This window comes from Rhodococcus sp. KB6, assembly GCF_001445685.1.
Taxonomy (GTDB): Bacteria; Actinomycetota; Actinomycetes; order Mycobacteriales; family Mycobacteriaceae; genus Rhodococcus_F; species Rhodococcus_F qingshengii.
The window spans coordinates 821555-841672 of sequence record NZ_LNAK01000043.1 but is presented as its reverse complement, the minus strand read 5'-3'; the positions used below and the strand labels follow the sequence as shown (position 1 = coordinate 841672).

The 20118-nt window shown below is 63.7% G+C and carries 26 protein-coding genes and 1 tRNA gene; 12 read left to right on the top strand and 15 right to left on the bottom strand.

What is annotated here, in order from left to right:
- Nucleotides 1-144 precede the first annotated feature (144 nt).
- The gene (locus ASU23_RS11125; RefSeq protein WP_155277927.1) at nucleotides 145-408 is read left to right on the top strand and encodes a hypothetical protein; all 264 of its coding nucleotides are present in this window, start codon (nucleotides 145-147) and stop codon (nucleotides 406-408) included.
- Between the two features lie 292 nt (nucleotides 409-700).
- Here ASU23_RS11125 and ASU23_RS11120 read toward each other — a convergent pair.
- The 5 genes from ASU23_RS11120 to ASU23_RS11100 form a co-directional block, all read right to left on the bottom strand.
- A tRNA-Ala gene (locus tag ASU23_RS11120) sits at nucleotides 701-776 on the bottom strand.
- A gap of 102 nt (nucleotides 777-878) precedes the next feature.
- On the bottom strand, nucleotides 879-1613 hold the full coding sequence (gene glpR / locus ASU23_RS11115) for a gephyrin-like molybdotransferase receptor GlpR (RefSeq protein ID WP_007727521.1): 735 nt from the start codon (nucleotides 1611-1613) through the stop codon (nucleotides 879-881).
- Between the two features lie 267 nt (nucleotides 1614-1880).
- Nucleotides 1881-2516 (bottom strand): GNAT family N-acetyltransferase, encoded by a 636-nt coding sequence (locus tag ASU23_RS11110; protein WP_007727523.1) that lies wholly within the window; start codon nucleotides 2514-2516, stop codon nucleotides 1881-1883.
- Between the two features lie 21 nt (nucleotides 2517-2537).
- A complete protein-coding gene (glp, locus tag ASU23_RS11105) occupies nucleotides 2538-3797 on the bottom strand; it encodes a gephyrin-like molybdotransferase Glp (protein WP_003946353.1) in 1260 nt (419 codons plus the stop codon).
- A 125-nt stretch (nucleotides 3798-3922) separates the two neighbouring features.
- On the bottom strand, nucleotides 3923-4834 hold the full coding sequence (locus ASU23_RS11100; protein ID WP_003946415.1) for a UTP--glucose-1-phosphate uridylyltransferase: 912 nt from the start codon (nucleotides 4832-4834) through the stop codon (nucleotides 3923-3925).
- 59 nt (nucleotides 4835-4893) lie between these two features.
- On the opposite strand from ASU23_RS11100, the gene ASU23_RS11095 reads away from it, so the two are divergent.
- From ASU23_RS11095 to mscL, 4 genes are all read left to right on the top strand, one after another.
- Nucleotides 4894-5472, top strand: coding sequence for a 5-formyltetrahydrofolate cyclo-ligase (locus ASU23_RS11095; RefSeq protein WP_054782288.1), 579 nt, complete (start codon nucleotides 4894-4896; stop codon nucleotides 5470-5472).
- A gap of 111 nt (nucleotides 5473-5583) precedes the next feature.
- Nucleotides 5584-5895, top strand: coding sequence for an FmdB family zinc ribbon protein (locus ASU23_RS11090; RefSeq protein WP_003946378.1), 312 nt, complete (start codon nucleotides 5584-5586; stop codon nucleotides 5893-5895).
- A 77-nt stretch (nucleotides 5896-5972) separates the two neighbouring features.
- Nucleotides 5973-6719, top strand: a complete 747-nt coding sequence (locus tag ASU23_RS11085) for an SAF domain-containing protein (RefSeq protein WP_047272494.1) — start codon at nucleotides 5973-5975, stop codon at nucleotides 6717-6719.
- Between the two features lie 99 nt (nucleotides 6720-6818).
- On the top strand, nucleotides 6819-7241 hold the full coding sequence (gene mscL / locus ASU23_RS11080; RefSeq protein WP_007727535.1) for a large conductance mechanosensitive channel protein MscL: 423 nt from the start codon (nucleotides 6819-6821) through the stop codon (nucleotides 7239-7241).
- A gap of 58 nt (nucleotides 7242-7299) precedes the next feature.
- Here mscL and ASU23_RS34220 read toward each other — a convergent pair whose 3' ends face one another.
- From ASU23_RS34220 to ASU23_RS11040, 9 genes are all read right to left on the bottom strand, one after another.
- The gene (locus tag ASU23_RS34220) at nucleotides 7300-7476 is read right to left on the bottom strand and encodes a hypothetical protein (protein WP_165639126.1); all 177 of its coding nucleotides are present in this window, start codon (nucleotides 7474-7476) and stop codon (nucleotides 7300-7302) included.
- Between the two features lie 6 nt (nucleotides 7477-7482).
- Complete coding sequence (locus tag ASU23_RS11075; RefSeq protein ID WP_176720912.1) at nucleotides 7483-7980, bottom strand: molybdenum cofactor biosynthesis protein B; 498 nt, start codon at nucleotides 7978-7980, stop codon at nucleotides 7483-7485.
- An 80-nt stretch (nucleotides 7981-8060) separates the two neighbouring features.
- Nucleotides 8061-9563 (bottom strand): S1C family serine protease, encoded by a 1503-nt coding sequence (locus tag ASU23_RS11070; RefSeq protein ID WP_232509058.1) that lies wholly within the window; start codon nucleotides 9561-9563, stop codon nucleotides 8061-8063.
- 226 nt (nucleotides 9564-9789) lie between these two features.
- Nucleotides 9790-11169: a HAMP domain-containing sensor histidine kinase gene (locus tag ASU23_RS11065; RefSeq protein ID WP_020908630.1), complete on the bottom strand. Its 1380-nt coding sequence runs from the start codon at nucleotides 11167-11169 to the stop codon at nucleotides 9790-9792.
- Nucleotides 11170-11234: 65 nt separating this feature from the next.
- Nucleotides 11235-11921, bottom strand: a complete 687-nt coding sequence (locus tag ASU23_RS11060; protein ID WP_058037886.1) for a response regulator transcription factor — start codon at nucleotides 11919-11921, stop codon at nucleotides 11235-11237.
- Nucleotides 11922-11991: 70 nt separating this feature from the next.
- The gene (locus ASU23_RS11055) at nucleotides 11992-12603 is read right to left on the bottom strand and encodes a trimeric intracellular cation channel family protein (protein WP_003946409.1); all 612 of its coding nucleotides are present in this window, start codon (nucleotides 12601-12603) and stop codon (nucleotides 11992-11994) included.
- 18 nt (nucleotides 12604-12621) lie between these two features.
- Nucleotides 12622-12795: a 50S ribosomal protein L32 gene (gene rpmF, locus ASU23_RS11050; RefSeq protein ID WP_007727540.1), complete on the bottom strand. Its 174-nt coding sequence runs from the start codon at nucleotides 12793-12795 to the stop codon at nucleotides 12622-12624.
- The gene (locus ASU23_RS11045; protein WP_003946367.1) at nucleotides 12795-13049 is read right to left on the bottom strand and encodes a type B 50S ribosomal protein L31; all 255 of its coding nucleotides are present in this window, start codon (nucleotides 13047-13049) and stop codon (nucleotides 12795-12797) included. Before ASU23_RS11045 ends, rpmF begins: the two co-directional genes overlap by 1 nt.
- Entirely contained in the window at nucleotides 13046-14299 is a 1254-nt protein-coding gene (locus ASU23_RS11040) for a GTP-binding protein (RefSeq protein WP_003946410.1), read from the bottom strand. Before ASU23_RS11040 ends, ASU23_RS11045 begins: the two co-directional genes overlap by 4 nt.
- 104 nt (nucleotides 14300-14403) lie before the next feature.
- Between ASU23_RS11040 and rpmB the strand changes: the two genes are divergently transcribed.
- The 7 genes from rpmB (at nucleotide 14404) to ASU23_RS11005 (ending at nucleotide 18453) form a co-directional block, all read left to right on the top strand.
- Nucleotides 14404-14640: a 50S ribosomal protein L28 gene (gene rpmB / locus ASU23_RS11035; RefSeq protein ID WP_003946346.1), complete on the top strand. Its 237-nt coding sequence runs from the start codon at nucleotides 14404-14406 to the stop codon at nucleotides 14638-14640.
- A gap of 4 nt (nucleotides 14641-14644) precedes the next feature.
- Nucleotides 14645-14809, top strand: a complete 165-nt coding sequence (gene rpmG, locus ASU23_RS11030) for a 50S ribosomal protein L33 (protein ID WP_003946358.1) — start codon at nucleotides 14645-14647, stop codon at nucleotides 14807-14809.
- 2 nt (nucleotides 14810-14811) lie between these two features.
- Nucleotides 14812-15117, top strand: coding sequence for a 30S ribosomal protein S14 (gene rpsN, locus ASU23_RS11025; protein ID WP_003946379.1), 306 nt, complete (start codon nucleotides 14812-14814; stop codon nucleotides 15115-15117).
- 9 nt (nucleotides 15118-15126) lie between these two features.
- Nucleotides 15127-15384, top strand: a complete 258-nt coding sequence (rpsR, locus tag ASU23_RS11020; RefSeq protein WP_003946414.1) for a 30S ribosomal protein S18 — start codon at nucleotides 15127-15129, stop codon at nucleotides 15382-15384.
- Between the two features lie 130 nt (nucleotides 15385-15514).
- Complete coding sequence (locus tag ASU23_RS11015; RefSeq protein WP_058037885.1) at nucleotides 15515-16453, top strand: AEC family transporter; 939 nt, start codon at nucleotides 15515-15517, stop codon at nucleotides 16451-16453.
- A 19-nt stretch (nucleotides 16454-16472) separates the two neighbouring features.
- Nucleotides 16473-16937 (top strand): hypothetical protein, encoded by a 465-nt coding sequence (locus ASU23_RS11010; protein ID WP_037132827.1) that lies wholly within the window; start codon nucleotides 16473-16475, stop codon nucleotides 16935-16937.
- A 154-nt stretch (nucleotides 16938-17091) separates the two neighbouring features.
- Nucleotides 17092-18453 (top strand): NAD(P)/FAD-dependent oxidoreductase, encoded by a 1362-nt coding sequence (locus ASU23_RS11005; RefSeq protein ID WP_050656887.1) that lies wholly within the window; start codon nucleotides 17092-17094, stop codon nucleotides 18451-18453.
- Nucleotides 18454-18489: 36 nt separating this feature from the next.
- On the opposite strand, the gene ASU23_RS11000 is transcribed toward ASU23_RS11005, so the two are convergent.
- The gene (locus tag ASU23_RS11000; protein WP_003946355.1) at nucleotides 18490-20007 is read right to left on the bottom strand and encodes a PucR family transcriptional regulator; all 1518 of its coding nucleotides are present in this window, start codon (nucleotides 20005-20007) and stop codon (nucleotides 18490-18492) included.
- Nucleotides 20008-20118 lie beyond the last annotated feature (111 nt).

Sequence of the window (20118 nt, the reverse complement as noted above, 5' to 3'; positions counted from 1 at the left end):
GGTCGGCTCAGTCGTCGTGGTCGGCTCAGTCGTCGTCGGCTCAGTCGTCGTGGTCGGCTCAGTCGTCGTGGTCGGCTCAGTCGTCGTGGTCGGCTCAGTCGTCGTGGTCGGTGTCGGAATTACGGTCGTGCCGCAGTTGTGACGGTGACAATGCCAGCCATAGTTGCCGTTGCCGTTGTTGCCGCCACCGTTGCCGTTGTTGCCGCCACCGTTGCCGTTGTTGCCGTTGTGACCGCCACCGTTGCCGTTGTTATTGCCACCGTTGTTGCCGTAATTGCCGTTTCCATTGCCGTTGTTGCCACCACCGCTGTTGCCGCCAGGTTGGGCGGCGACGATGGCGGGGAAGACCGATACGGCAAGGACGCCGATACCCATCAGGCACATCACAGCAACAAGCATCATCGCTAGCCGTCGTGGCTGGCTCATCGACATTCCTCCCCGACACATACGTCCGACCTGCGGAAAACTGCGGCAGACTCACCGTGCCTATCGCACCGGACACACCCTCGTTACGTTTCCGGCAAACATGTATCCGCCCAAGGATCATCCCTCACTTGGAAGCTCAACGGTCCGGATCAGCGGTCGCAATCGTATGAAACGGCGCACACTCAGATCGAATCTTCGCAATTCGGGCAGGCCCTGAAAATGCAGGAAAGGGTCGTTCAACTTTCGTTGAAAGACCCTTTTCGCTGGTACTTCTTGGTGGAGCTGAGGGGAATCGAACCCCTGACCTCTTCGATGCGAACGAAGCGCGCTACCAACTGCGCCACAGCCCCGTGCCACCGCCTCAGCGGTGCTCGGCAACTCTAACAGGAACGAATACTCCCGTTGGAATCACCCGACACGAACTTTCGGCCCGACGAGATCGGCCCAGAAGATCACTGACCGGACGCGCGACGCATCTCGGTGTGCCTGATCTCTTCTTCGTAGTGATCCAGGTGATCGAACACCGGATCTTCGTCGTCGACCTCGAGGACAACCGCTCCTGGCCGACGCAGTCGCGCCGGAATCAGGCGAAGCTCTTCGTCGGTGTGCGATTCGACTCCGAGTCGCGATCGGTTGAGGCGTTCGGTACGACGGCGGCGAATCTCTTGCTCGATCCGAACCTGCCGACGCAAGTACGCCATGTACCCGCCGAGGCCGCACACGGTCAGCGCAAACAACCACCACACCATCGGCGAGATGATCAATGCGAGAGCGCCCGAGAGAATCGCGACGAACGCAAGTCCCAGCAATGTCCGCTGACGGAATGCATACCGCGCCTCCCGGGCGATGGCATCCGCTTCGGGGTCGAATCCGCCTCGGCCGCGCCGAACCGGAACAAATTCTCCGACCGGTGCACGACCGCCGGCGTAGTCGTCTTCTGCGTGAGTGTCCATCTGGTCCTCCGCGTCGTAGCTGCTGCGCACTGGTTCTGGTTGCCAGTTCGGATCGCTTCGATGTCCTGCTGCCGGCCCGCGCTGAACAGGGTTGCTGTCGCCGCGGTGGAGTACTCGAGTCGCGAGTGCCGCGTCACTCGTCTGCCGGATCCTGGGGCGCTTGTTGACAAGCATCGGCACCAGGACGAACAGCCACACGGCCACCAGCCCGATCCACACGAATGAGCTAGGCATGCCGCGGCCTCCTCCCGATCACCTACCAGCACCTATGCCAGCCGTTGACGAGTCAAGGTTAACGGCCGACGCCCTCGCATCGTTGCCGACGCGCCGAACCCCACCATACTCATGTGTCACACGCGTACCGAACTGAACTTCCGGTTCAGTCCCAAAAGTCTCAAGTTCTGGTTGAATCAAAAACCACATTTTCCCGCCCGAAAGTAGGACTACTCAGCGGTAACTGCTGTTTAGCTCGCGTTTCTCACGCTTCTGGCGCCGTCTTCGTCACACCCACGAAGCGCGTCCGGACCGCACCAATCTGTCGACGACGGTGGTGGGTACTTCCTCGATGGTCATTCCGACCAGAAGATGATCACGCCATTGGCCGTCGACATCGAGGTAGCGCTTGAGAAGACCTTCCTCCCGGAACCCAACGTTTCGTAGGACTGCGCGACTCGACGCGTTCTCCGGCCGAACAGTGGCCTCCACTCGATGCAGACCGACCTTCGAGAATGCGTGATCGAGTGTGAGTGCAACGGCAGCTGTGGCTACGCCCCCACCGGTCACGTGCGAGGCGACCCAATAGCCCACCCAGGCGGACCGCAGAGCGCCGCGCACCACATTTCCGATGGTGACCTGCCCGCAGTACTTCCCGTCGAGTTCGATCACCAGGGGAAGGATCCTGCCCTTGCGCGCTTCGGAGCGAAGGTTTCCGCACAGGGACGGCCAGACGGTGATGTGGTGGCGAGCATCCCAGGGCGATTCTCCGGTGGGCTCCCACGGCTCGAGGTGCTCGCGATCGCGAATGCGGAGACGACTCCACACAGCAGCGTCACGGAGCTTCACGGGGCGGACGGTCACCACTCCCGCGGGCACTCGCAGCGGGCCGAGATCTTCCGGCCATCCTGGATGGACTGACATCACACCCCACTCGGGTCGGCGTTACCCACGTTGGGCGAGAAAAGCTACGTCGACTTCTTCACCGATGTGCACTTCGGTGACGTCTCGATCGACCAGAACCAAGCAATTGGCTTCCGCCAAGGTCGCGAGGAGATGTGAGGACGCACCGGGCGCACCCCCGAGGGCCTGCACCAGGTACTCCCCTGTCGCTTCGTCACGCATCAGCTGACCACGCAGAAAACCCTTGCGATCGGCAATCGACGTGATCGTTCCCACTGTCCGCGCCTTCACTACTCGCCGCATCGGCTGGCGGCGTCCGAGCGCGATTCTGATCAGCGGGCGAACCATGACTTCGAATACCACCAGTGCGCTGACCGGGTTGGACGGTAGGAGAAAGGTCGGAACCTCGTCCCTTCCCAGCTTTCCGAAGCCTTGCACCGATCCCGGATGCATGGCAACGCGCTCTACCTCGAGTGTCCCCAGGTCGGCAAGCGCCTCACGAACCTCGTCGGAGGCTCCGCCGCCCACGGCACCGGCGATGACAACGATTTCCGAGCGAATCAGCTGTCCCTCGACTACTTCGCGAAGACGACGCGAGTCGTTGCCTGCGATTCCCACACGGTTGACGTCGGCGCCGGCATCGCGCGCTGCGGCGGCGAGGGCATACGAATTGACGTCGTAAACCTGACCAGGTCCCGGCGTGCGATCCACGTCGACGAGTTCTCCACCGACGCTGATGACGGAGAGGCGCGGACGCGGATGGACGAGTACTTTGTCGCGGCCGACCGCGGCAAGCAACCCGACCTGTGCGGCTCCGATGATGGTGCCTGCCCGAACGGCCACGTCGCCCGGCTGGACGTCGTCGCCTGCACGGCGAACGTAATCGCCCGAACGCACCGGCTCGAAGATCCGAACGCGAGCGCGACCGCCGTCGGTGTTCTCGAGCGGAAGAACTGCGTCGGCCAGCGTGGGCAAAGGCGCGCCGGTGTCGACTCGGACGGCCTGGCGAGGTTGCAAGCGGATCGGTTGGCGTGAGCCCGCCGTCACCTCACCGACCACCGGCAAGCTGAGGTCGGTAGGCTCGCCGTCCTCGCCGCGGAGGTCGGCTCCGGCGCCGGCGACATCGACACTGCGAACCGCGTAACCGTCGATGGCAGCTTGATCGAATCCCGGCAATGGGCGTTCGGTCACCACTTCCTCGGCACACAGCAGTCCCTGCGCCTCCGAGATGGCGACCCGAACCGGACGGGGTGCCACTGCAGCAGCGGTAACCCTGGTCTGCTGCTCCTCAACCGACCGCATCTGGTCCGCGTCCTCCTGTGTCTGGAAATTCGGTGATATCCGTCAGCTCATGATGCCTTGCCGCCGAAAAGGGACAAGCACATTGATACTGCGTTATCGGGCGATCAACCACCGTGGCGACACGCTCAGCGGTCGAGCCGATCCGCGAGCCACTTACGCAAGGACGGGCCGTAATCGTCACTGTCGAGCGCCAGGTCCACCGAAGCGCGGAGGTACCCGCCGGGGTTGCCCAGGTCATGACGCGTTCCGCGGTGCACCACCACGTGAACCGGATGGCCCTCGGAAATCAGGAGAGCGATGGCGTCGGTGAGTTGCAACTCACCGCCGGCTCCCGGCTCGATGCGACGAAGTGCGTCGAAGATCGCACGATCGAGCAGATAGCGACCTGCAGCGGCAAAGGTCGACGGCGCGTCTTCCACAGCCGGCTTCTCGACCATGCCGACGACCTTGAGGACGTCGGGATTGACCGCGTCGGGAACGATCTCGACGTCGAAGACGCCGTAAGCGCTGACTGCGTCTTTCGGGACGTCGATTGCACAGAGAACGGACCCGCCGCGCTTGGCCCGAACTCGCGCCATGATCTCCAGGACGCCACGCGGTAGTACGAGATCATCGGGCAGAAGGACCGCGATGGCGTCTTCGTCGTCGTCGAGAACCGACTCGACGCAACCGACTGCATGCCCGAGGCCGAGGGGCTGCTCCTGAATCACGGAGTCGACTTCGAGCAAACCCGGCGCTTTGCGCACCTTCGCCAGGGCAGCGAGTTTTCCGCTTGCTTCCAGCTTGCTTTCGAGCACGAGATCCTCGACGAAGTGGGCAACCACGCCGTCTTTGCCCGGGGACGTCACGATGACGAGCCGCTCGGCTCCCGAGTCCGCAGCTTCACCTGCCACCAGTTCGATACCCGGTGTGTCCACGACCGGCAGCAATTCTTTCGGAACCGTCTTGGTGGCAGGCAGGAAACGCGTACCAAGTCCGGCTGCGGGAACCACGGCCGTACGGAAGGCCCTCGTGCTGCTAGCGACAACGTCTGTCATGCCAACACCTTAGCCGCCGCTTGTTACCGCTCGGTCAGCACGACGAATATCGTTGCGGGGTGACACCTCAGACAAAAGCACAATGGCGACAAATCACACTCGCAGCACGTGATGCAGTCTCCGAGCACACTCGAAACACGGAAACTGCGGCGTTGATCACGCACATACGTTCAGTGATTGTCGACGGCTCGGTCGTCTGTGCGTACGTCCCCACCCGCACCGAACCAGGATCCACCGATTTGCTCGACGCCGTTGCCGAGATCGCTCAGCGTGTACTACTTCCGATCACCGGGGAGCCGGGACCGTTGTCCTGGGTCGAGTACAGCGGCGCGGACGGTTTGCGCCCCGCGAAGTACGGCATTCGGGAGCCTGTCGGACCCGTCTTGCCACCGGAAGCCCTGTCCGACGTGGAATGCATGCTGATCCCTGCTCTCGCGGTGGATCTTCGTGGAACACGCCTGGGCCGTGGCGCAGGCTTCTACGACCGGACGCTTGGGTCGGTCGGACCACAGACTCGGCTCGTGGCAATTGTCAGAGACTCCGAACTCGTCGAGGCCTTGCCTGCCGACGACCACGACATTCCCATGGGCTGGGCATTGACGCCGCGCGGCGGCCTCACGCAACTCAAAGGCGATTGATCTGCGGGAATAGATCCCTGATTAGCGCTGTTGGCACTGTCACTTGTAGAGTGCTAAAGGCTGCGGTGTAAATACGCGGCTGCTCGAACATCACAGTGCGGAGGAAGCCCGGTGCCCACCTACTCATACGCATGTACGGAATGTGACAACCGTTTCGACATCGTCCAGTCCTTCAGCGAAGATTCGCTGACGGTCTGCCCAGCTTGCTCAGGCAAGCTCCGCAAGCTGTTCAACTCTGTTGGCATCGTGTTCAAGGGCAGCGGCTTCTACCGCACCGACAGCCGCGGCGGCTCCGGGACTGCGAGCGAGCCCGCCAAGAGTGATTCGGCACCCGCTGCGAAGTCCGAGTCCAAGTCGGACTCCTCTTCGACATCGAGTTCGTCGACCAGCACGCCGGCGCCCGCAAAGGCTGCCGCGAGCTGATTTCCACAACCTCCGGGTTGTCCACAGTTTCACATGGTTAGGGCCGGAAGCACCGCTTCCGGCCCTAACGTGCATGAATGCCGTCAGCACGTTCTCGCTCGCCGAGGCGCTCCGATCCACTGCGCGCCCAACTCGATCTCAGCCCGAGCACCTTCGATCGCGTCGTCGAACTGACACGCGGCACACGATTCCGCACGGCGACAGTCCGTAAGATCGCAGCCGTTGTCCTGGCCACACTCGGCGTTGTTCTCTTCTTTCGAGGCGATCCCGCGACCGACACCGTCGCCGTAGTTGTCTCGAGCCGCGATCTCACTCCGGGGCAGGTGATTGCGGATTCGGATGTCGAGATGCGAGAGATCGACTCGAAACAACTTCCCGAAGGAGTTGTCTCCGATACCGACCTGGTAGTCGGGAGAACCGTTGCCGGCCCGATTCGCTCCGGAGAAACCGTCACCGACGTGCGCGTTCTCAGCCCACGGCTGGCCGGGTTGTCGGTAGGAACTGACGACGCCCGCATCGTCCCCGTCCGATTGGCCGATGCGGCCGTCGCGGACATGTTGCGCAGCGGGGACGTCGTCGACGTCCTGACCGTCGGCCCTGACACATCCCGCCCAGACACACCCCACCCCGACACACCCAACGAATCAGTTGCAGACAAGGCCCCACAAATTCTTGCGGCAGGAGCGGTAGTCGCGTTGGTCACCACGTCGGAAAGTACACGTAACCAGCAGGAACAGGTGATTTTGCTGGCCCTGCCGACACCAGCAGCCAACGTCGTAGCCGCGGCATCTCTGTCCAATGCGATCACCGTGACATTCCGCTGACCGCACAAAGCGTCCGAAGCTCCTCTAGGATTTTTCCAGTCGGTTCGGTATCAACGGACCATCTGGCACTTGCCATCGGAGACTCGAGGGGACACCGACATGCTCAAGGGATTCAAGGACTTCCTGCTTCGCGGAAACGTGCTCGACCTGGCCGTCGCGGTTGTCGTCGGCGCAGCCTTCACCGCCATCGTCACGGCATTCACCAGCAACATCATCAACCCACTCATCGCAGCTATCGGCGGATCCGACGAATTGGGCTGGGGAAAGGAGATCATTGCCGGTAATTCCGAAACCTTCGTGAATATCGGCGCCGTGGTCACCGCGATCATCAACTTCATCATCATCGCAGCGGTCGTCTACTTCGTGCTGATCGTCCCTGCGAATGCGGCGAAGAAGAAGTTCGTCTCCGAGCCCGAGGACAAGGAAGCCAGCGAAACCGATCTGCTCATCCAGATCCGCGACATCCTCTCGGCCAATGCCGGTGGCGCCGACACGGGAGCGCACGCCAAGACTCTCGAATAGGCAGTGCCCACAGATCAAATCAGGCCCTCGGACAATTGTCCGGGGCCTGATTTACTTCTCAACCGCCGTGGTGCGGGGGCCGCTGACTGCGCAGCCAGTCGTCGTCCGAGGACCGCGAGGATCCCTCGGGACCCCGCTCGTCCGACGTCGTCTCGGGAAAGACGTCCCCGAAGATGCGCGCCAGGCGCTTCTTGTCGACTGACGGCTTCTTCGGGGTATCTCGTTGCTCCGACAAGCTGTCTCAGCCCTCGAGGCTGGAGAGCTCGGCGATCACGTGACTCGCCAAAGCCGTCAGGGTTGCCATGCCGTCGCGAATTGCCGGCCTGGTCGACGCCAGATTGGCGACCACGGTGCTTCCCGAAACTCCGACGAGGCCGCGGGACAAGCCCGCTTCGAGCGATCCGGCCGAAAGACCGGAAGCACGAAGTGCTTCGGCAATTCCCGGGATCTCGCGATCGAGAACCTCAGCGGTCACGTCAGGAGTGACGTCACGCGGGGATACCCCGGTACCGCCGACCGAGATGACGAGGTCGACGCCACCGATGACTGCGGTGTTGAGAGCGTTGCGGATCTCCACTTCGTCGGCGGCGACGGCGACCGTCGCATCGACGAGAAAACCCGCTTCGTTCAGCAGTTCCGTGACCAGTGGACCGATGGAGTCGGTGTTGTCGCCGTGGGCTGTGCGATCGTCGACGATGACGACCAGAGCGCGGCCGGCCGATGTGGCTTCGAGTTCCATGACTCCTACCGTAGTGTCCGATCCCGACGCCGTTGCGATCTGGCCGAAGATCGGGTCGATCGTCTGCTGATCGCCGAACATCATCGACCGCCCTGCGCTGCCGCGGTTCCCAACGTGACGTCGACGGTCTTGGTCTGCCCGCCGTCGCTGTACGTGATCGAGACCTTGTCGCCGGGAGCATGTGAACGCACTGCCGCGATCAGCGAATCACCATCTGCGACAACACGATCGTCGACCTTGGTGATGACTGCACCCTTCGGGATACCGGCCTTGGCGGCCGGCCCGTCAGCAGTGACATCCATGACGGTTGCGCCGTCGGCGTTGTCCTGCGACGGCACGGTCACGCCGATCATGGCCTGAGTCGCCTTGCCGGTCTTGATCAGTTCGTCGGCGACGCGGCGTGCCTGATCGATCGGGATGGCGAAACCGAGGCCGATCGAACCGCCTTGGGTACCCGACGACGCTCCGAGCGAGGCGATCGCCGTGTTGATGCCGATCAGCTGGCCGTCCATGTTGACGAGGGCGCCACCGGAGTTGCCGGGGTTGATCGCTGCGTCGGTCTGCAGAGCGTCGATGACGGTGTTCTGGTTGCCGGACTCGCCGCTCGTGGAAACGGGGCGATCGAGTGCGGAGATGATGCCTTCGGTGACCGTGCCGGCCAGGCCGAGTGGGGACCCGACGGCAACCACCTGCTGTCCGACCTGGACGTCGCCGGAGTTGCCGAGATCGATGGGGGTGAGGTCGTTGCGACCGTCGACCTTGATGACGGCGATGTCGGAGACGGGATCGGCACCGACCAGAGTGGCCGAGGCCTTGGTTCCGTCGGAGAACGCAACGCGAAGTTGCGCTCCCTGTGCGCCGGCAACGTGGTTGTTGGTCAGGATCAGACCGTCGGAGGACAGGATGACACCGGAGCCCTCACCGCCCTGTCCCTGCGCGGTGGCTACCTCGATCTGCACGACGCTCGGCACGACCTTCGAGGCAACGGCCTGAACCGAGCCGGCGGGAGCGTTGGACGTGTTGGTCGCAGTGGGCTTCGGAGCGTTCAGAGAGTTGGTGACCGTCGCGGTTCCACCGTTGCGGTCCGCGACGACGGCGCCGACCACGCCACCGACACCACCACTGACCAGGACCAGGGCGAGAGCGCCGGCAACCAGCGCCATGCGTCCCGACTTCGGCTTTGTGGTGGTCGAACCGGAGTTCGGCCCCTGCAGCGGTGCGGGGATCTGGTTGTGGCCGCCGCCCGGGCCGTTCGGACCGCCTGGGCCACCAGGGTTGGGTGCGCCGTACGGGGCGCTCTGCTGGTACGCGGCCTCATGGGCACCGTGCGGGTGGCCGAAGGCCTGCGTGGGCTGCTGCTGCGCCTGCCCGAAGGCTTCGGTGGGCCGGCCTTCAGTGGGTCGGGCTTCGGCGGGTCGGGCAAAGGATTCGGTCGGCTGGTACGGCTGCTGAGGCGCCTGCCCCTGAGGCTGCTGCGGCGGCACGGGAGGCTGTGCCTGAGGTGCCGTCGGCTGCGCCTGGGTGGTGGGTTCGCTGTTGGGCTGCTCGGGCCGGGTCGGCCCGACGTTACGGTCCTCGGTCATCGGCTCGCTTTCGTCTACGGTGACCACCGGACGGGCAGTCACAACTGTTCTGCCGACAATGCTGCCTTGCGCTGCTGAGAAGGCGCTGAGACGTGCCTGTCACTTTACCCAGAGTTCGACGTGAAAAACCGGTGTTGTCGGTTCGGCCCGAAAGACTTTCGGGCCGAACGCATTAAGCCGTGACGTCAGTCACCGAAGCGAGGGACCAACGGGTCTACAGAACACGCTACTCGGCACTCGGCCCCGGTTCACCGGGAAGCACGATACGAACAAGCGCTCCCCCACGATCGGATTCGTCGATCGCGATGGTGCCGCCGTGCTTGACGACGACCTGACGCACAATCGCAAGTCCCAGACCCGATCCCGGCATCGAACGTGCCGCAGTCGACCGGTAGAAACGATCGAACACCAACTCCCGATCCTCCTCCGGAATGCCAGGTCCCGCATCACTTACGGTCAATTCCAACAATCCTTGACCCACCGGTCGCATTTCGACGCGTACCTGTTCGCCCTTCGGACTCCACTTCGCAGCGTTGTCGAGGACGTTCAGCACGGCACGCGACAGGCCCGCTTGATCTCCGTAGACGTACCACGGAGTGGTGACCGCCTCGAACTCGATTTCGTTGCGCCTGCGCCGCGCTCGTTCGAGCGCACGCTCGACGACGTCGCTGACGTCGACGCGCTCGTACACGGTTTCGGGTGCGTCTTCACGGGCCAGGTCGACGAGGTCGCCGACCAGAGTCGAGAGTTCCTCGATCTGCGCGACGACGTCGGCACGAAGTTCTGCCATGTCCTCGTCGGGAATCTGCGGCGCACCGGGGCGACTTGACGCGATCAGCAATTCCATGTTGGTGCGCAACGAAGTCAACGGCGTCCGCAACTCGTGTCCGGCGTCCGCGACGAGGCGCGACTGACGCTCACGGGACTCGGCGAGCGCCCGCAGCATCGTGTTGAAACTCTCTGTCAGGCGCGCCAATTCGTCGCTGCCGGTAACGGGGATCTGCGTCAGATCGTCGGTCCGAGCGACTCGTTCGGTGGCAGCAGTCAGCCTGGCAATGGGTCGTAAACCGGTGCGGCCCACGGTAGTACCCGCCACTGCCGCAAGTATGACGCCACACCCGCCGACCACGAAGAGCACCCAGGCCAGACGGTCCAGTACCGCAACGGTCGGCGCGAGCCGCTGACCGATCACCAAAGTGCTGCCGTCATGGGTTCGTTGAGCCAGCACTCGCTGACCGTCGACGGTTCGCAGCGAGGAATCCGATTCGCCACGCGCTACGGCGTCTTCGGCTTCACCGATCGGCACGTCGGAACCGGGCGGCTGGTACGTGCTCAGGTCCGAGAAGATCAGGGCCACACTGATGTCGGTGGTGTACAGCGTCGCACCGGAGATGTAGCGAGGATCGAATCGCACGACATTGCTGTCGATGAGCACCGCTGCCCTGGTACGCAACTGGTGATCGACGTCCGCGTAGAGCGCACGCGAAACCACCGCGTAGGCAGCGATCGCCATGACTGCGACGGCAATGGCCACCACCGACGCGGCGAGCAGCGTCACACGCCAACGCAATGACACCGAACGGGTCAGTGGCATCGGCGGGCGCATTTCGACGGACGCTTGGGTGGTGGAGGATTTCTTCGGTTCGGCGTTCTTGCCGAACGGAGCGGTGATCACGGAGGCGTCTCCCGCAGGACGTAGCCGACTCCGCGGACGGTGTGGATCAACCTCGGTTCGCCGTCGGCTTCCGTCTTGCGACGCAGGTAGCCGACATACACCTCGAGGGCATTGCCGGACGTCGGGAAGTCGTATCCCCACACTTCTTCGAGAATGCGTCCACGGGTCAGCACGCGGCGTGGGTTGGCCATGAGCATTTCGAGGAGGGAGAACTCGGTGCGCGTCAGGCTGATCGATCGTTCGCCGCGCTTGACCTCACGGGTGACCGGGTCGAGGGTGAGGTCCTCGAACTCCATCATTTCGGAATCGGCGTCCAGATCGGGCGCGGTGCGGCGAAGTAGTGCACGCAACCTGGCAAGCAACTCTTCCAAAGCGAAGGGCTTGGGCAGGTAGTCGTCCGCTCCGGCATCGAGACCGGCCACTCGCTCGCTGACCGAATCGCGGGCGGTGAGCACGAGGATGGGCAGGTCGTCGCCGGCACTGCGAAGACGACGGCACACTTCGAGTCCGTCGAGTCGCGGCATCATGACGTCGAGCACGACGGCGTCGGGCCGGTTGGCGAGGATCTTCTCGAGTGCGTCGAGCCCGTCGACCGCGAGCTCGACCGTGTAGCCGTTGAAGCTGAGCGACCGCCGAAGCGACTCGCGAACCGCCCGGTCGTCGTCGACCACCAAAATACGCATACCGACAGTTTGGACTGAAGTGCTGAGATGCGGCTGAGAGGGTCCGATTCCGGCCTCCGGCGTGTCGCGGTCAGTCCCGGGTTCGCCTCGGCCCGGGCAGGCTCCAATGACGCCATAACGCAAGCAGTCTGAACACCGCGGCGAACGCCGTGCCGCACACCAGCGCGGCGTTGGTGGACAGTCCGGCTTGCGAGACTGTGACCACCAACGCAGCGCCGAGCAGTGCGGGAACCGCGTACAGGTCCTTGTGCAGGAGCAGTGGCACCTCGTTGACGAGAACGTCGCGGATCACGCCGCCGCCGATCGCCGCGGTCGCACCGATCAACGTCGCCGCCAGCGAACTGGCGTTGTTGTCCAGCGCGATGACGGCGCCGGTACTCGCGAACAAGCCCATCCCCAGTGCGTCGAGCGCCAGGATTTCACGACGCAGTCGATTGAGCGGCTCGTGGAGGTAGAACACGGCGAGTGAGGTGGCGGCGGCCGTTCCGAAGTACGGCCAACTGCTCAGCGAGCTGGGCGGATGGACGCCGAGGAGAACGTCGCGGACGATACCGCCGCCGATGCCGGTGAACACACCCACCGAGCACACCCCGAAGATGTCGAGTCGCTTGGTGACGCCCACCAGGGCACCCGAGGCCGCGAACGCCACGATGCCCACCAGTTCGAGGATCCTCAGCAGCACCGGCCAAGGATCGCACGGTCAGATGCGGCTCGGGTCGATCACCCCGAGTCGAACTGCTTTGACCAGTCGCCGAGGGACTCGGTGGGTCTGGCCGAAGGCTGTGACCTCGACCAGATCGGGCGCCGTCGCCTTCCACTGGGCACGACGGCTGCGCGTGTTGGAACGGGACATCTTCCGCTTGGGAACGGCCATCAGAGTGCCTTGCGCTTTCCGTAGCGCCGCTCGAACTTCTCGACGCGTCCGGCGGTGTCCATCACACGTTGCGCTCCGGTCCAGAACGGGTGAGAGTCGCTCGTGACGTCGACGACCAGCAGCGGGTACGTGCCACCATCTTCCCATTCGACGGTGCGCTCACTCGTCACGGTCGATCGGGTCAGGAAGCTCTTGCCGGTGCTGGCGTCCTGGAAGACCACCGGGTGGTAGTCGGGGTGCATCTGCTTCTTCATTCGTTTCCCTCTCGCGTTGATTCGGTTTCGGCATAAGGTGATTCGGATTCGTCACACGGGTCTTCGTGAAACTCGCCGAACGGGTCTTCCCACGTTGCCCACGACGCTTCGTCCGCCAATTCGTCGTCGGTGACCAAGGCGTGCTGCAGTGTTCGGTCGATCTCGAGCGGGTTCGCACCGCACGTCAGAACGACCATCGAGGTGTCGCGATCACCGAAACGCTCGTCCCATTTCAGGGCCGCGAGTGCACGGCGTTCAGCTGGAACGCGGTCTCGTTCCTCCGGCGTCATCGCGGCAAGCCAGGTGTCCGCGCTGGCAACTCGCAGGCCACCGCCCGCCGATTCGAGCCAGAGCGCTTCACCCGGTTGCGTTGCCACCCAGACTCGTCCGCGGGAGTACACGACGCCTTCGAGCAGGACGTCGATCGCCTCGTGCAGACGACCGGGGTGGAACGGCCGGTTCGCGGTGAACTCGACGAGCATCACTCCGCCGTCGTCGTCGAGCGGCGGCTGGCGACGCAACAGCGGTGAGTGAGCGTCGGCCAGTTCACCGCGTCGCGCATCCGCAGGCACCTCGAGGAGCAGTGCCTCGATGTCGTCTCCCTCATCGAAGACGGGTACCCGTGGAGCGATGCGCGCGAGAACCGCGTTCAAGCGGGACCGCTGCCAGCCGTCGAGCGCATCGGACCCGCGTAGGACGAGCGCGTCGGCGAAGTCGACCTGCCCGACGACGACCTGAGCCAGGGTGCGGTCGTCGTCGAGAGCTTCGTCGCCGGTGGCGTCTGCCAGCCAGGTCGCCGCGTCGATGCACGTCACTACGGCGTCGACGCGGACGTCCCGCTGCGCCGGTCCGTCCAGTTGGCCGACGACGCCGGTTACGACGACGTGCTCGATCGCCCAGCACAGCGCCTCGGGCTCGAGTTGCCGGTCCAACAGCAACACGATCCGCTGCACCGAACTGTGCGAGTGAAGCCGGCGCAGGAGCGGCAGCAAGTCTTCGCGCAGGGTGCAGGAGACGCAGCCGTGCGCGAGCTCGAGGATCGTCTCGCGCTCGGACACAGTGCCGGCAGACCCGGCACTCCCGGTCATCGAGGTGACCGTCCGCCGGACCACCCCTTCACGGACGTGGCTCAGGTCGTGGTGGACCAGAACAGTTCCGGTTCGCAGCAACGCTCGTGCGGTGTGTGGGGTGGATTCGCTCATGCCGGCGACCAGGACCAGCGGAGTCCTGCCGTCCAAGATCGTGTTCACAGCGGGCCTTTCTGGGAATGATTGTCATTACCGAGGTTGAACGGTACATTGATCTCACCGCATTGTCGAAAATGATTGTCATCTGCAAGTTGAAAGGAACACCCATGTCGGCTCACTGCCAAGTGACCGGACGTGTGCCGGGGTTCGGAAAATCCGTCTCGCACTCTCACAAGCGTTCGAACCGTCGCTGGAACCCGAACATCCAGCGCAAGACCTACCTCCTGCCCAGCGAGGGGCGTCGCATCACACTCACGCTCTCGACCAAGGGCATCAAGACGATCGACCGCGACGGCATCGAATCCGTCGTCGCCCGGATCCGCGCGCGCGGCGAGAAGGTCTGAGCAGATGGCACGCAACGAGATCCGCCCGATCGTGAAACTCAAGTCCACCGCGGGCACCGGGTACACGTACGTGACCCGCAAGAACCGTCGTAACGACCCCGATCGACTCGTACTGAAGAAGTACGACCCGGTGCTGCGAAAGCACGTCGATTTCCGAGAAGAGAAGTAGGCATGGCCAAGAAGTCGAAGATCGCGAAGAACAACCAGCGACGGGTCGTCGTCGAGCGGTACGCGGAGCAGCGGTCCGCTCTCAAGGAGACGATCCGCTCCCCGAAAAGCTCGGCAGAGGAGCGCGCGAAGGCCCAAGCGACCCTGCAACGTCTACCACGCGACGCCAGTCCGGTACGATTGCGCAATCGAGACGCTGCGGATGGACGTCCGCGCGGCCACCTGCGGAAGTTCGGGCTCTCCCGGATTCGCGTGCGAGAAATGGCGCACCGTGGGGAACTGCCTGGCGTACACAAGTCGAGCTGGTAAGGAAGTCGGATGGCAGTCAAGCGTTCACCGTCGAAGAAGCCACGCCCCGTAGAGGGTCGTAAGCCCAAGAAGAACCCGTTGTTCGCAGCGAAGATCACGCATGTCGATTACAAGGACATCAACTTGCTTCGCACGTTCATCTCGGACCGCGGCAAGATCCGCAGCCGTCGCGTCACGGGCCTGACCCCGCAGCAGCAGCGTCAGGTCGCCGTTGCAGTGAAGAACGCACGCGAAATGGCGTTGCTCCCCTTCACCGCCGCCCGGTAGTCATACGTGCTCGGTAGTCACACGTAGAAGTACCGAAGAGGTCGCGCAGTCACTCGACTGCGCGGCCTTTTTGTTGCCCTGACTAAGATTTTCCCGAAGTCGTTCATTCCAGTCGAGAGGTGCCCGCAGCGTGTCGGGAGTTGTTGCGGGTTTCACCGTAATTTTTGTTGTCATCGCGGTCGGGTATCTCCTCGGCCGTCTCGGCACCCTCGGTAGCCAAGGACAGTTCGTTCTCGGTCGACTCGTCTTCTTCGTCGCGACGCCTGCCCTGCTGTTCACCACCCTCGCGTCGTCCGATCTTTCGGTGATCTTCTCGCCGACGCTCGCCGTTGCGTCGGCTACTGCCTTTGCCGTCGGCGCTCTGTACGTCGTCGTCGCAAAGATCTGGCTCGACCGGCCGCTACCCGAACTGACCATCGGCGCGCTGTCGGCTTCGTACGTGAATTCAGCCAACCTCGGAATCCCGATCGCGGTGTTCGTGCTCGGCGATGCCACGTTCGTCGCGCCGCTCCTGCTCTTTCAGATCGTCGTGTACTCCCCGATCGCCTTGACGATCCTCGATCTGACGGCCCTTCGCGGCGCGGATGCCGAGAAGCTCTCGTTGATCGACACCGTCACCGCCCCGTTCAAGAATCCGATCGTGCTCGCGGGCGCTGCGGGGTTGATCGTCGCATTGATCGGTTGGGTACCGCCCCGGCCGCTGATGCAGCCTTTCGAATTGATCGGCGCGACGTCGGTACCCGGTGCGCTGTTGGCATTCGGGCTCTCGCTCTACGGCGTGCGGGTGCTGGAGAAGGGCTCGAGTCCACGCCGCGACGTCGCGCTGGCGTCGACGCTCAAGATCGTGGTCCAACCTGTGCTGGCCTATCTGATGGCGCATTTCCTCCTCGGCATCGACGGTCATCAGTTGTTCGCCATCGTGGTCGTCTCGACGTTGCCGACGGCGCAGAACGTCTTCATCTACGCAAGCCGCTATCGGCGCGGAATGGTCCTCGCCCGAGACAGTGCCTTTGTCACCACTTTGGCGTCAATTCCGGCAATTGCGCTGGTCACAGCGCTACTCGCTTGAGCAGGGTTACGGTGGATTCATGCGTGTACTAACCCTCGCCGTTCTGGCCTGCCTTGCTGTGGCCGGATGCTCCGTCGGGGCCCAGACCACGGGGCCGGTTGCCGCACCGAATCCGATGGCGGCCAACGAAGCAAGTCCCGCCGACTGGTCGCTCGGAACCCCCGTTCCCGACGAGGTCGACGACAGCGAGATGGGCACGGAGTTCGACAGCCGCACCGACATCGTGGGTGCGACGGCCACGATGTTCGAATCGTGGTCCGAGGTCGACGATCACACGGTGGCCGTCCACTTCGTGACCGGCACTCCGGAGTGCTACGGCGCGTACGCAACCGTTGAAGAGACCGATACGACGGTGATCGTCACGCTCCGAACCGGGGCACTGCCCGAGGCCGCGGACAAGATGTGCATTCTGGTTGCCGTGTTCGGCAGCTTGGATGTCCCGCTGAGCCGACCGCTCGGCGATCGTCACGTCGTCAACGGCTAGCTGCGCGCCTAAACGGCACAAGTTCGACGATCGAACACGCCGTTTCGTCAGGTGTGGTGTGCGTCTCCTCGGGACAGACTGAAAACCGACACCCGTTCACTCGCTCGTCGGCAGCTTTCGACTCGAGCGGTGCTCAACATGAAGGAGCTCGCAAGTGCCTACTCTCCAGAGAGACGTTGCAATCGTCGGTGCCGGCCCCTCTGGCCTGGCAGCTGCAACCGCGCTGCGCAAGGCCGGTTTGACCGTCGCTGTGATCGAAGCGCGCGACCGCGTCGGCGGCCGCACGTGGACCGACACCATCGACGGAGCAGTTCTGGAAATCGGCGGCCAGTGGGTCTCCCCCGACCAGACCGCGCTGATCTCCTTGCTCGACGAACTCGGCCTGAAAACTTTCGAGCGCTACCGCGAGGGCGAGTCCGTCTACATCTCGTCGGCAGGTGAGCGGACGCAGTACACGGGCGATTCCTTCCCCACGAACGACACCACGAAGAAGGAGATGGACCGTCTCATCGACGAGATGGACGATCTCGCAGCGCAGATCGGCGCCGAGGAACCGTGGGCACATCCCCTCGCCCGCGATCTCGACACAGTCTCCTTCAAGCAGTGGCTGATCAATCAGTCCGACGACGCCGAGGCACGTGACAACATCGGTCTCTTCATCGCCGGTGGCATGCTCACCAAGCCCGCCCACTCGTTCTCTGCCCTGCAGGCCGTACTCATGGCCGCTTCCGCAGGCTCGTTCTCCCATCTCGTCGACGAGGACTTCATCCTCGACAAGCGAGTGATCGGCGGAATGCAGCAGGTATCGATCCGCATGGCAGAGGCCCTCGGCGACGACGTCTTCCTCAACGCACCCGTGCGTACGGTGCAGTGGAACGAATCCGGTGCAACGGTGTTGGCGGACGGCGATGTTCGCGTCGAGGCAAGCCGAGTGATCCTGGCCGTACCGCCCAACCTCTACTCCCGGATCTCGTACGATCCCCCGCTGCCGCGTCGTCAGCACCAGATGCACCAGCACCAGTCCCTCGGCCTCGTCATCAAGGTTCACGCGGTGTACGAGACGCCTTTCTGGCGCGAAGACGGCCTCTCCGGCACCGGCTTCGGCGCGTCCGAGGTAGTGCAGGAGGTGTACGACAACACCAACCACGAGGACGATCGCGGCACCCTGGTCGCTTTCGTCTCCGACGAGAAGGCCGACGCGATGTTCGAGCTTTCCGTCGAGGAGCGTAAGGCCACGATTCTGGCCTCACTTGCCCGCTATCTCGGCCCGAAGGCCGAAGAGCCGGTTGTGTACTACGAATCCGACTGGGGCTCGGAGGAATGGACCCGCGGTGCGTACGCAGCGAGCTTCGACCTCGGAGGCCTGCACCGCTACGGCGCGGATTCCCGCACGCCCGTCGGCCCGATTCACTTCTCGTGCTCCGACATTGCGGCCGAGGGGTACCAGCACGTCGACGGTGCCGTTCGGATGGGTCAGCGAACCGCAGCCGACATCATCGCTCGCAGCAAGGCCTGACGGCCGCTTTGCCAAGTCTCGATCATTGCCCGGCAGTCACGATTGCCGGGCAATGATCGAGAGCAGTAGTTCGGCCCGAACCCTGGCCACTTCCAGCCGACAGTCGATCAGGCTCTCCACCTTCGCCATTCGGCTCCGCAGTGTGTGCCGGTGAACGCCCATCGTGATGGCGGCCGCTTCCCAGTGTCCGTTGGCCTCGAGAAATGCCCGCAGCGACGCCAGCAGTTCGGTGCCGTTGTCACGGTCGTAGTCCTCGATCGGTGTGATCATCGTTTCCGCCAGCGTGTTGAGCACTTCACGCGTCGAATCGAAAGACAGCAGCACACTTCCGGTCAGAGCTGCGAATTCCAAAGGCTCGCCACCGATTTCCGCCGCCGACGCACACAGCTGGGACTGTTCGACGGCGACCGCCAGCGCAGCGACCACCCGTCGCGCGCTCAAGCCGACACGAAGCGCGCGAAGATCCGACCTCGATACCCCGCCGAGCAACTCTCGGGCGAACTCGACGTCGTCGGTTCCACGCAGCAGCACCGTGACGCGAGTGTCGTTGATCCGCGAGAACAACTGCCGCCCCGCCTTGTTCATGAACTCGGCAATCTCGGCTCCGACGCGTCCCGCTACGTCGGACGTGTCGGCAAGAACTGTCAATCCTCGGATCATTCCCTCACCGTCGGCGGCCTGCCTGATCTGTTGCCACGCCGGCGCCGGGTCGCGATCCTCGGTGAGCAGCAGCCCGAGGGCGTGCGAATTCAACTGATCCTGAGTAGCACGCAGACGCGCGGGTTTCTCGAAGTCCAACGCCAACAACGAGTTCGCGTGACCGAGCAGTATCTGATCGACGTAGCTGAGCGCCGAAGCACTGATCACCGCCAGGTATCCGTACGGCGTTCGCCCGACGCTGATCTGCTGCACCGCGATCGACGCTCCAGACCTTGCGAGCGTCACGCTACTAGAGGCACCGCCCCCGAGAGTTGCTCGCAGTTCGTCGATCACGTCGTCCGTCGGCAGTTGAGGTGAGCTCTCGAGAACTCTTCCGGCGACGTCGAGAAGAAGCACCGTCGCCGAGGTTGCGATCGCCAGTTCACGCACGGTCGCAGCCGTTCCGCCGGAAATGACGGCACGCGTCATCCGCGGTTGCGCCCGCGACGCCCGGAGGACAGCTTCATATTCCTGCTCTGCCAACCGGCTCATCACACGCTTGACGACGGCAGCAAAAGGCGTCGGCAGCGGTACCTCGATCAGCGGGAGTCCGATCTCGTCGGCGACGGCCACCAGATCGGCCGGGACCTCGGGGTACGAGAGCCCGGTTCCGAATCCCACCGCCGCCACTCCCGCCGCGTCGAGCATCCGGAGATAGCGGCCGCGCTTTTGCTGAGTGGACGGCAATCGGATGCCGGTGGTGAGGATGAATTCGCCGCCGGTCAACCATCGAAACGGGTCGAGCAACTCCGTGGCGTGCGCGAATGTGATTTCGCGACCGACACCCTGGGCGCCACCTTTGAGTTCCAGCGCGAGATCCGGCTGCGCCAACATCCACCGCACAGCGATCGTCATGGGCAGGACTGTACAACTCGGTGCGTCGGGGATCAAAGATTTCACCTTTTTGGCAGCTGCCTTTACTTGTGAGTCAGCGCACACTTGCTCACACACGCCCCACAAAGTGCG